Annotated in this window: 12 protein-coding genes and 1 pseudogene; 5 read left to right on the top strand and 8 right to left on the bottom strand. The window is 31.8% G+C overall.

Going from position 1 to position 10,648, the window contains the following annotated elements:
- Positions 1 to 4: 4 nt before the first annotated feature.
- The 4 genes and pseudogenes from Q0409_RS10360 to Q0409_RS00570 form a co-directional block, all read left to right on the top strand.
- Positions 5 to 262 (top strand): annotated as a pseudogene (locus Q0409_RS10360) (cyanophycin synthetase); the annotation flags it as partial.
- 36 nt (positions 263 to 298) lie between these two features.
- Positions 299 to 466, top strand: coding sequence for a hypothetical protein (locus tag Q0409_RS00580; RefSeq protein ID WP_298533954.1), 168 nt, complete (start codon positions 299 to 301; stop codon positions 464 to 466).
- A 32-nt stretch (positions 467 to 498) separates the two neighbouring features.
- Positions 499 to 822 (top strand): 50S ribosomal protein L31, encoded by a 324-nt coding sequence (locus tag Q0409_RS00575; RefSeq protein ID WP_298533952.1) that lies wholly within the window; start codon positions 499 to 501, stop codon positions 820 to 822.
- A gap of 25 nt (positions 823 to 847) precedes the next feature.
- Entirely contained in the window at positions 848 to 1,453 is a 606-nt protein-coding gene (locus Q0409_RS00570; protein WP_298533949.1) for a methylated-DNA--[protein]-cysteine S-methyltransferase, read from the top strand.
- Between the two features lie 58 nt (positions 1,454 to 1,511).
- On the opposite strand, the gene nth is transcribed toward Q0409_RS00570, so the two are convergent.
- The 5 genes from nth to Q0409_RS00545 all read right to left on the bottom strand — a co-directional run bounded on the left by nth (position 1,512) and on the right by Q0409_RS00545 (position 6,907).
- Entirely contained in the window at positions 1,512 to 2,144 is a 633-nt protein-coding gene (gene nth, locus Q0409_RS00565; protein ID WP_298533947.1) for an endonuclease III, read from the bottom strand.
- 38 nt (positions 2,145 to 2,182) lie between these two features.
- A complete protein-coding gene (aroA, locus tag Q0409_RS00560) occupies positions 2,183 to 3,550 on the bottom strand; it encodes a 3-phosphoshikimate 1-carboxyvinyltransferase (RefSeq protein WP_298533944.1) in 1,368 nt (455 codons plus the stop codon).
- Between the two features lie 204 nt (positions 3,551 to 3,754).
- Entirely contained in the window at positions 3,755 to 5,374 is a 1,620-nt protein-coding gene (locus Q0409_RS00555) for an AarF/ABC1/UbiB kinase family protein (protein ID WP_298533942.1), read from the bottom strand.
- A 234-nt stretch (positions 5,375 to 5,608) separates the two neighbouring features.
- Positions 5,609 to 6,016 (bottom strand): DUF1810 domain-containing protein, encoded by a 408-nt coding sequence (locus Q0409_RS00550; RefSeq protein WP_298533940.1) that lies wholly within the window; start codon positions 6,014 to 6,016, stop codon positions 5,609 to 5,611.
- 105 nt (positions 6,017 to 6,121) lie between these two features.
- Positions 6,122 to 6,907, bottom strand: coding sequence for an ADP-ribosylglycohydrolase family protein (locus tag Q0409_RS00545; RefSeq protein WP_298533937.1), 786 nt, complete (start codon positions 6,905 to 6,907; stop codon positions 6,122 to 6,124).
- 206 nt (positions 6,908 to 7,113) lie between these two features.
- Between Q0409_RS00545 and Q0409_RS00540 the strand changes: the two genes are divergently transcribed.
- The gene (locus Q0409_RS00540; RefSeq protein ID WP_298533934.1) at positions 7,114 to 7,719 is read left to right on the top strand and encodes a flavodoxin family protein; all 606 of its coding nucleotides are present in this window, start codon (positions 7,114 to 7,116) and stop codon (positions 7,717 to 7,719) included.
- 78 nt (positions 7,720 to 7,797) lie between these two features.
- Here the strand turns inward: Q0409_RS00540 and Q0409_RS00535 are convergent, their stop codons facing one another.
- From Q0409_RS00535 to Q0409_RS00525, 3 genes are read right to left on the bottom strand one after another with little or no spacing between them, the layout of a single operon-like run.
- The gene (locus Q0409_RS00535) at positions 7,798 to 9,234 is read right to left on the bottom strand and encodes an ABC transporter ATP-binding protein (protein WP_298533931.1); all 1,437 of its coding nucleotides are present in this window, start codon (positions 9,232 to 9,234) and stop codon (positions 7,798 to 7,800) included.
- Position 9,235: 1 nt separating this feature from the next.
- Positions 9,236 to 9,964: an energy-coupling factor transporter transmembrane component T gene (locus Q0409_RS00530; protein WP_298533928.1), complete on the bottom strand. Its 729-nt coding sequence runs from the start codon at positions 9,962 to 9,964 to the stop codon at positions 9,236 to 9,238.
- 39 nt (positions 9,965 to 10,003) lie between these two features.
- Complete coding sequence (locus Q0409_RS00525; RefSeq protein WP_298533926.1) at positions 10,004 to 10,585, bottom strand: MptD family putative ECF transporter S component; 582 nt, start codon at positions 10,583 to 10,585, stop codon at positions 10,004 to 10,006.
- Positions 10,586 to 10,648: the final 63 nt, after the last annotated feature.

The following is a 10,648-nucleotide window of genomic DNA, read 5'->3' as shown; positions in this document are numbered from 1 at the left end:
ATCTATACATCGAGCAATAGCAAATTATACAGGCATTGCACGACGATTTCAGTCATTTGCGCGGATAAATAAGACGCCCTTGATTCTAGATTACGCTCATCATCCGCGTGAGTTGATGGTCACGATACAAACGGCACGTAGTCTTTATAAAAAATTTTTAATTGTTTTTCAGCCACATACATATACGCGGACAATATCATTATGGCAAGATTTTGTAAATGTGCTTGAACAAGTACCTAATTTAGTATTGTATAAAACATATGCAGCTAGGGGTAAATCTATTATCGGTGGGCGAGCTTTGGATTTAAGTAGGTGTTTACATGCTAAGTATATCGCAAATCCTGAAAAGTTGGGAGAATTCTTACAACAACAGGCTCCATTGTATGATGCAATTATCCTTTGTGGCGCAGGTGACGTGGTAAGTGGTGAATTTTTAAGAAAAACAAGTTTTGTAACATTTGATTGACAAGTTTTGTTTATCGTGTTAATATCATCTTTATGAAAGAAAATATTCATCCTAATTATCACGAAGCTGAATTCGAATGTGCTTGTGGAAACAAAATTGATAATGCTGCCCATAATTTTTCAAGTTGGAAAATAGTATCTGAAGATGCTAATGGAAAAAAAGAAGAAAGGGTTTGTGAAACTTGTAAATATAAAGAAACAAAAGTTTCTGATTGTGAACATAATTACGTTGATGAAAAACAAGAATCGACATGTACTGTTAAAGGTTATGAAAAATCAACTTGTAGTAAATGTGGACATATTAAGGAAAATAAAGAATTAATATTATACAATAAATATAAGATTATATTAATTTAACTATTATATTAAAAAAGATGATAAAATGACTCTCTTTAAATACATTATTAATCCAAGCCCAATTGGAGAAATAACAATTATCTGGAGGAAAAAACCTAAATTCCAAATTGAAGAGATAATCCTCTCAAGACCAGATAAAAGCTCAACACAAATAGCTGAAGAAAAATATGAACAGGAAGCTAAACTCCAGATCAATAAGAAATCAAAGCAATTGAATAATGTATTGAAAGAATTAGATAATTACTTTAAAGAAAAAGACGCTAAGTTTTCACTTGAATATCTCAATTTGGAAAAATTTACACCATTCCAAAGAAAAGTATTGGAAACTGAATTCAATACCAAAAAGGGAACAATAAACACCTATAAGGATCTTGCAAAAGCTGCTGGCAGTCCAAAGGCATACAGGTCAGTAGGCACTGCACTTTCAAAAAATCCATACCCTATAATCATACCATGCCACAGAACAGTTAAATCAGATAGAACCATCGGAGGATTCGGTGGTGTTGCAGAAGGACTTGAATCTAAAAAAATACTTCTTGAATTAGATGGTTTGATGATTCAAGATAAAAAAGTGGTTGGTGACAGCCCTATAATTGCACTTGACAAAACAAGCCAGACAAAGTTAGTTTAAAATTAGAAATAAAAAATGATAAGATTAAAAATAAGTAAAAAAAAGTTAAAAAAAATATTTATTCTAATTTACTTACATCATATTCACAAAGGTCTGTAAGTGGACATTTATCACATTGAGGACCAATCGGTCTGCAAATGGTCTGACCAAACTGAACCATCAAATCATTCAAATCCACCCAAAGCTCTTTAGGAACCTTTTCCATCAAAACAATTTCAGTCTCTTCAGGTTCCTTTGTATCAGCAATTCCCCATCTATTGGAGATTCTATGAACATGAGTGTCTACAGGAATAGCCGCATCCTGGAAAGCAAATACAATTACACAATTAGCTGTTTTTCTGCCTACACCTGGAAGCTTTAGCATTTCATCCATTTCTCTTGGAACTTCACCGCCATATTGGTCAATCAATATTCTTGAAACTTCCAATATGCGAGCAGCTTTTACCCTATAGAATCCAGCAGGCTTGATCAATTCCTGCACATGGTCTACAGGAGCATCAGCAACTGCATAAATGTCTGGATAAACATCAAACAAAGCATTTGCGGCTTGGTCTGTATTTTCATCCCTTGTCCTTTGAGATAAGATAGTTCTAATCAAAACTTTATAAGGGTCATGGTCATGGAAAGTACGGATAGTGTAAATTTCATTCAATCTTTTAAAGATTTCTCTTATTCTTTCTTCATCATTCATATTATAATCTCCAATATTGATTCTCATAAAGATTTCAATTATTTTAATTCCATTTCAATGCCAATTTCACCCATAAGCTCAATGAAATTAGGGAAGGATACATCGAAGCATTCACCATTCTCAACTTCAACATCATGTTTCAATCCAAGCAAAGAAAATGCCATAGCCAATCTATGGTCATTGTGTGATTCAACTGTTCCATCACCAATAGTTTGGCCATAAATAGTCATTCCATCCTCAAACTCTTCAAGCTTGCATCCTAACTTTTCAAGCTCTCTGCATGTGGTGTCAATTCTATCGGTTTCCTTTAATCTGCCATGCTTGACGCCAGTAATTGTTGTTTTCCCTTCTGCAACTGCTCCAAGAACTGCCACAGTAAGCAATAAATCTGGCGCATTTGATAGGTTTACATCAATTCCCTTAAGATTTCCATCAGATCTAAGTGAAGCGTAATCATCAAACTGAGTTACATTAGCACCCATTTTCTCTAAAATATCTAAGATGAATTTATCCCCTTGCTTGGAATCACCAAATAGATTTTCAACTCTCACATAACCTCCAGCAATAGCTGTTGCTGCAAGCAAATATGAAGCAGAGGAGAAATCCCCTTCAACAATATAATCGCTAGCAATGTATTTTTGTGGCTTTACGTTAAACTTAACCCCTAAGCAATCAGTATGCTCTTTCTTGCAGGTTTCATGGAATTGATAATTATCCTCTTCAATAGCTATTCCAAATTTTTCTAAAATAGAGATGGTCATATCAACATAAGGTTTAGATACGAATTCTGGATAAACCTCAAGTTCCACTCCTTCTTTAGATAATGGGGCTGAAATAAGAATAGAAGATATGAATTGGGAACTTATACTTCCCAAAATATCTGCTTCCCCTCCATCATAGCCAGGGTAAATCTTAAGAGGGGCCTTATTATTATCATTTAATGATTCTATCCTAACACCTAAATCCTCTAAAGCATCAATCAATGCTCCCATAGGCCTTGATTTGAGAGAATCATCACCTGTGAAAATCACTTCATTATCAGATAATGCAGCTACACTTGTCATGATCCTAAGTGTAGTGCCTGAATTAGCGAGATCAATCATGTCTTCAGATGGATTCTCGCTTATATTATGTAATTTACCGCCAGTTCCTTCAACTTCCAAATAGTCAACAGTTTGACTTTTATCCCCTTTTAGGATGATCTCTTTCTTCCTATCAATTTTAGCGCCAAGAGCTTCACATGCCCTTATGGTTGATAAGACATCTTCAGAGTAAAGCACATCAAATAGCTTGGATTTTCCTTCAGCAAGTGATGCAAGAATAACTGCCCTATGGCTATAGCTTTTAGAAGAAGGAGCTTTAACGGTTCCATTAATTTTAGAAAAGTTTTTTATTTTAAGATTCATTTAATACATCCTTTGATTAATTAATAAAAATTAATCTATTTTTTAATATAATTATCTATTAAACTATTAGATTAAAATTAATAATAAACTTATCTAAAATAGAAAAATTAAAGAATATACAAATAAAAAAAAAGAAAATGAAAAATAGAAGAATAACTAAATAAAAAAGAAAAAGTTTTGATCAAACTTTTTCTAAAAGTTTGTCTAAAACTCAATGAAATACCTTACGACAGTGAATACACCAAGCACAAGGCTTATCGTAAACCCTACAAAACCAAGTACAGGCATTTCATAGAATCTAGGCCCTACATCAATCAACATTACTAGTGAAGAACCGACTAAAAGTGCTGCAATAATGATTGCAAGAGAAAGCTGGTTTGCTATTTCACTAATATGCTTTATTTCAATATTTACAGTCACTTCACCTTCTTCAACCTTATATATTGTTTTTGAAATAAGACTTGGCAATGCCCTAAGGGCATGTTCAAAGGCAAAAAAACTGTTTTTTGCATTGCTTGCCATTTTTAAAGGATTGTATCTTTGAACCATTAGCTTGCGAGCAAATGGCTTAAGAAGAGCTACAACATCAATATCCGGATCTAAACTCAATCCTGTATTTTCAACCATTGACAATCCTCTAGCCATTAAAACAAATTCATTTGGCAATCTTACATCGAATTTTTGCATTAGGAAAAGCAAGTCTTCAATAATACCATTGAAACGACTAAGCTCTACACCATAATACTTTGCAAACAAATCATTAAGGTCGCTTTTTAAAATGTTGATGTCTGTTTTTTCATTTAGAATGTCCATACGGATTAGCTGATTAATCAATCCATCAATATTACGGTCAGAGAAATAAATCATCAATTCAGCCAAATCTTGCCTGAAATCCTCATCAAGAGATCCCATCATTCCAAAATCAATATAACATATCGCATTGTCCTCTGTTACAAAGATATTGCCTGGATGAGGGTCTGCATGGAAAAAACCATCAAGGAATAGCTGTTGGAAATAGGAACGAACTATCCTATCTGCAATAAGTATCTTATTGTATTTTGGGTCATCACCAGCTATGACTTCAGATAATTTAATGCCATCAACATATTCCATAGTCAAAACTTTTTCAGTTGAATAATCAGGATATGTGGTTGGAACGATTATCTTATCATTATATTTGAAATTGTCATTCAAATGTCTGATATTCATTAATTCATTGTCAAAATCCATTTCCTTATGAATTGACTTATCGAATTCATGAAGAACAGCTGGAAGATTTAGGTGCTTGAGGCTTGTGTTGAATCTATCGGATTCATTGGCAATGAATTTCATTATGCTTAAATCAGTTTCTACAATCTCAGCAACATTAGGCTTTTGAACCTTTACAGCCACTCTCTCACCAGTAGGTAATTTAGCCTCGTGAACTTGAGCAATTGAAGCTGTGGCAAGTGGTTTTTTAGAAAATTCAGCAAAGAGTTCTTCTATATTTCCTCCAAGTTGAGTTTCAATCATTTCCTTAATCTCTTCATAGCCAACTGGAGGATTATCATCATGCAGCTGTGAAAGCTCTTCACTAATTCTTTCACCAACTATATCTGGCCTTGAAGCAAGCAATTGACCAAATTTAATGAATGTTGTTCCAAGCTCTTGAAGCATTAATCTTAATCTTTCTGGAAAGTCTTCCTTCAATAATTCCTTATTATCAGCATCACTTCTAAATGGACTTATCTTATTACGAGTAGTTTGACCTAAAAACTTATCAAAATCGTATTTCCTAAAGACTTTTATAATCTCATCAAAACGTGATAATGTTCTTCTTTGCATTATTACCACCATTTAAATTAGATGCATATTATTTATTATTTGTTTATTACGAAATGTTTTTTTAAATTGAACTTCAAGTTCAATAATATTATGAATATATTTGAATAAAAGTATAATTAAATTTATCTAAAAATACTAAAAAAGATAAAAAAATTATAAAAATTTTTAAAAATAATTAAAAAAAAATTAAAAAAATTAAAAAATATAAAAATATTTGAAAAAATGAAAAATTAATTATTTCATCAAATCCAGAGTAATTTGGTCTCTTTTTCCATCAAAATATTTTTCCAATACTAAAGAGAATACATCATTGTCACTGACCAATTCAAATAATGTCATGGAACTTCTTAATTTTTTGCTATCTATATCGCCAAATATCTCTACAGGATCATTGGTTTCCAATTTCAATAATTCATTGGATATGGCAATCAGATTATTTCCCAAATATTCATTTTCCATATATTCCCTTGCTTCATCCAAACCATCAATGCCATAATATTTAGCTGTAGAGCTCCTGCCTAAACCTTTGACTTGAGGAAATATATACCACATATAATGATTTCTTTTCTTACCGTTGCTGATTTCCCTAAAAGCAATATCATAATCTGCTTTTTGTGCATCTATAAACCTTTCAACACTCATATTATACCCCCTTTATTTGTTGAGATTCCATTTGAAAATGAATAGAAATAAAAAATAAAAAAATGAAAAAAAGAAAAAAGAAAAAATAATAGAAAGAATTTGAGATTATAAAAACTTATTCTCAAATTTTATTAAAACATCTAAAAGGTCATCAGATAACCTATTAATTGATTTAGAGTGTATATCGTTTGGAACTTCCCAGAATGCAGATGCAATTCCTCCTGCAATAGCAGCCATTGTATCTGCATCTCCACCTAAGGAAATGCAATTTCTAATTGCATCCTCATAATCCCTAGCCTCTAAAAAGCAAATGATAGATTCTGGAACAGACCCTTGACATGATACATCAAACTTATAGTAAGGCCTTATTTCATCAACTGTCCTACTTAAATCATAATCATATCTTATTTCTATATGGTCTCTGATTTCTTCCTTTGAGGATCCAAGTTTTGCCAAATAGATAGCATCTGCAGTGGCTAATGCTCCCTTGATTCCTTCCGGATGATTATGGGTTACTTCCGCGGAAATCCTTGCCAACTTTTGAACTTCCTCCAAGGAGTCTCCAACCCATGCAACAGGAGAAACCCTCATTGCTGAACCGTTCCCCCAACTATCATAAGGCTCTGGATTTTCAGTCCTCAGCCAATTGTTGAACATTCTGCCATATCCTCCTTTAGGATACCTGTGTCCAAAGATTTGAAGTTGTTTAACCAATTCTCCTTTTGAATTTTTATCATTGAGTAGCCATTGAGCTACAGCAAGTGTCATGATTGAATCATCTGTAAATGAAGAATTTTTTTTAAAAAGAGAGAATTCCTTAGTCTTGATAGGATGGAACTCATAAACAGACCCTATAATATCTCCAGCGATTGCGCCAATAATTCCTTTCATATTTTACCCCCATATTATTATATACTATAATTATGAACTCCGTTACTTATAAAAATATCTAAAAAGTATCTGAAAAGTATCTAAAAAGTATCTGAAAAGTATCTAAAAAGTATTAAAAAGTATTAAAAAGAAGTTTAGAAAAAGTTTAAAAAAGCAATTTTTATAAAGCCCATTATTTATAAATTTAATAAGAAAAAGGTGGAAAGATGAAAACTATTGTAATTAATGCAGACCCAAAAATTAAACAGGAAATAGGAAAACTATTGAAATCCGCAGCTGAAGGTGCTAAATCTGTAGGCAGTGAAGTTGAATACTTTGATTTATACAAAATAGATATGAGAGGTTGCATGATCTGTTCCATATGCAAAAAGAAAAATAAAGAAAACTTCAAATGTTACTGGAAAGATGATTTATCTCCAATAATTGAAAAGATTCTTAATGCGGATACACTTTTAATAGGTTCTCAAATATTCTTCAATGAACCAACTAGCCATTACAGGGCTTTAGTTGAAAGATTAATATATTGTATTGTTTCATATGATAGGAATTACTATTACAAAGGAAAAGTCAATGTAGGTATCTTTTATAGTGTTATCTCTCCAAAAAAGCATTTTGAAAAAAATGTTCGTCCACATCTCAAATCAACAGAAGACCTATTTAAAATGTTAAATGGTGAAGTTAAAGTTTATGAATCATACAAAGGAATGACAAGCAAGAAAAAGACTGAAGATGAAATTAAAGAAAAAGAAAAAGAGTTTGAACTGGATTTAAAAAATGCCTTTGAAATAGGTGTTGAATTAAGTAAAAAATAAAAAAAATTAAGAAAAAGAATAAAAAAAATAAAAAAGAATAAAAAAGAATAAAAAAGAATTAAATTATAAAAAATATAATTAATTTCTTAAGAAGAATTCCTTTAGTTTTTCTTCATCCATTTTGTAATTATCAATTATTCTACCCTCTTCAATATGAATTATATGTGAACATGTTTCCATAATCAATTCATAATCATGAGTGATAATGAAGGAACTTACCCCAATGCTTTGAAGATACCTTAAGTTTTCACTTACTTTCATCATATTCTTTAAATCTAATCCGCTGGTTGGTTCATCAAAAATCAATATTTCCTTTCCAGAAGCAATAGCTGATGCAATAGCTACTCTCTGCTTTTCTCCACCTGATAAAGCCATTGGATGAGCATCTTTTAAATGGATTAGATTTAAATTGCTCAAAATCTCTTCTGCAAAATCAATATCCTCTTCATCCATACTCAATAGCACTTCATCAATTACACTTTCAGAGAACAATTGATGGTTAACATCCTGCATTACCATATAAGTGCTCTTTAATCTATCCTTCCTATTAAAAGACTTGCCATCATAAATTAGCTCACCATTACATGATCTTTTAAGGCCGCATAAACAATTTGCAAAAGTTGATTTTCCAGCCCCATTCCTTCCAATGATTGCTATTATCTCATTTTTTGGAATCTTAATATTGTCAATTTTTAAGGCATGTTTCTTGCCATATTTAAAATTAAAGTCTTTAAGCTCAAAAAATTCATTATCTTTAGAATAGTAATCGTTTCTTTTAACCTTTAGATTCTCCAAGTTCAATTGCCTTAAGCCTAAATTCCTATGGTCAAGACCTTTGAATTCATCAATTGCCCATTTATTAGAAATCTTCCCATCCTTTAGATAGATTACCCGGTCTACTACATTTGGCAAAAAGAATAACTTATGCTCTGCAATGATTACAGTTTTGCCCTGTTCCTTCCATTTTTTGACTATTTCCTCAAAATGCCAACTGGACTCAGAATCTAAATTAGAAGATGGCTCATCCAAAACCAAAACCTCAGGAAAAACAGCAGAAACGGAAGCACAAGCAATTTTCTGCTTTTCACCACCGGATAACTTGAAAATATTCTTATCTAGCAAATTTTCTAGATTGAAGTCACTGACAACAAGATTTAATCTCTTTTTGATTTCATCCTCATCAATGCCTAAATTTTCACAACCAAATACCAATTCACTTGTTGTATCAACATTGAAAAATTGTGTTTTAGGATTTTGAAACACGGACCCCATATGTTCAGCTATTTCATAAATAGGCATTTCACTTATTGCATCATAATTCAAATAAACCTCCCCGTCTCTTTTTCCATCAAAGAAGTTTGGAATGAGACCATTTAAAAAACGGGTCAAGGTTGTTTTGCCGCAACCGGATTCACCGCATAATAGGATGACTTCACCCTTTTCAATCTTAAGATTGATGTTTTCTAAATTGGCCTCATCATTGTAGGAAAATGAAATATTATCAATATTAATCAAATCAATGCCCTCCTATAAAATAAAATGCATAAACCAAAAATCCAACAATTGCAATTGCAATCAATATGTAATCCAATAGCATGAATTTCACTTTAACCAAATGAGTCCTTTTTTTAGGACTGCTGAGACCTCTTGTGAGAGATGCTGCAGACAATTCATCACTTGTTTTAACAGCACTGATTAAAATGGGAACCATGTAAAATTCAACCATCTTTAAGGGATTCTTCAATGATTTCAATGTTAATCCAAACCCTCTCATTTTCATTGCATTTGTGATTGCCTTAATCTCTTCATATACTGATGGAATATATCTGAATATGACAGAAAATGGAATTGTTATGTCCTTTGGAACATTGCTTCTTTCCATAGAAGCTATAAATTCACTTACCTTTGTAGTGCTTATTGTATAATAACCCATCAAAAGAATAGGCAACATTCGAGAAGCGGTATAGCTAACAGTTATCAATATAATTGCAATTATGCCTGTAGAGCTTGGAAGCAAGTAAATTTGAATATATTTGGCAATTAAATATAACACAAAGTAAATTATGGCTGTTTTTTTATGATTTGAAAATAATAAACATAAGAATGGAATTAAAACTAAAATTCCACTTATATAAAAGGGCACATCATTAAAAACCATGAAACTTAAAATCACGAGGAGGAAAATCTTTGTACGTGGATCCAAGTTAAAGAATGTTTTCTCTTCATTATTCAGTCCTAATTCCATTTAGTCTCACCAATTTGTCAATTAAATCTTTTACAATTCTTAAGCAATACCCGCTTTTTCAAAATGCTTTTTAAGAACGATTTTTCCAATATATGCACTGATTAAACCACAAATGAATGTTAAAATTATTAAGACGATTAAAAATTCATTTGTTATGAATGGTGCAACTGTATTTACATAATCTGCTCCCATTGAAGTGCGCATAGATTCCATATAAAAGTCTCTTAAGATGAAAAACGGTAACATATTACCCATGATTCCAAGTATAAAGACACCATGACTTATAATGGAATTCTTTAAAGAGGAATAATTTCCCATCTTTAAAATGCAATCAGCAATGAATGCACATAGTGTGAATACAAGTATAGGAACCCAAGTATGGCCTGACAAAAACATTACAATTCCTAAAATCAAACCCATTAAAGTTACCATTCCAAACTTATTGACCCTTGTTAGGAACAGCATATATGGGATTCCACAAACCAATGCAGCTATAATTGGAAGTGCTAACATCACTATAGGGATATAGCCAAGCATTCCAAAAATAAATACCAAAACGATTATAATCACTGAGAAAATACCTACAGTGATCAAATCCTTTACATTTAATCTTTCACTCATAATTTTTCTCCTTAATTTTTTTAAAGTGGATAAATTTTATTATAAAAATGGAAAATGCAGTTA

The organism is uncultured Methanobrevibacter sp. (assembly GCF_937898925.1).
Classification (GTDB): Archaea; Methanobacteriota; Methanobacteria; order Methanobacteriales; family Methanobacteriaceae; genus Methanobrevibacter.
The sequence above is the reverse complement of the archived record's forward strand: the minus strand, read 5'-3'. Positions and strand labels throughout refer to the sequence as shown.

What these genes read in the sequence shown, in the direction of transcription:
- nth (WP_298533947.1), bottom strand. Translation starts at nt 2,144, where the DNA reads ATGAATGATGAAGAAAGAATAAGAGAAATCTTTAAAAGATTGAATGAA.
- Q0409_RS00570 (WP_298533949.1), top strand. Translation starts at nt 848, where the DNA reads ATGACTCTCTTTAAATACATTATTAATCCAAGCCCAATTGGAGAAATA.
- Q0409_RS00525 (WP_298533926.1), bottom strand. Translation starts at nt 10,585, where the DNA reads ATGAGTGAAAGATTAAATGTAAAGGATTTGATCACTGTAGGTATTTTC.
- Q0409_RS00540 (WP_298533934.1), top strand. Translation starts at nt 7,114, where the DNA reads ATGAAAACTATTGTAATTAATGCAGACCCAAAAATTAAACAGGAAATA.
- Q0409_RS00555 (WP_298533942.1), bottom strand. Translation starts at nt 5,374, where the DNA reads ATGCAAAGAAGAACATTATCACGTTTTGATGAGATTATAAAAGTCTTT.
- aroA (WP_298533944.1), bottom strand. Translation starts at nt 3,550, where the DNA reads ATGAATCTTAAAATAAAAAACTTTTCTAAAATTAATGGAACCGTTAAA.
- Q0409_RS00530 (WP_298533928.1), bottom strand. Translation starts at nt 9,964, where the DNA reads ATGGAATTAGGACTGAATAATGAAGAGAAAACATTCTTTAACTTGGAT.
- Q0409_RS00550 (WP_298533940.1), bottom strand. Translation starts at nt 6,016, where the DNA reads ATGAGTGTTGAAAGGTTTATAGATGCACAAAAAGCAGATTATGATATT.
- Q0409_RS00575 (WP_298533952.1), top strand. Translation starts at nt 499, where the DNA reads ATGAAAGAAAATATTCATCCTAATTATCACGAAGCTGAATTCGAATGT.
- Q0409_RS00545 (WP_298533937.1), bottom strand. Translation starts at nt 6,907, where the DNA reads ATGAAAGGAATTATTGGCGCAATCGCTGGAGATATTATAGGGTCTGTT.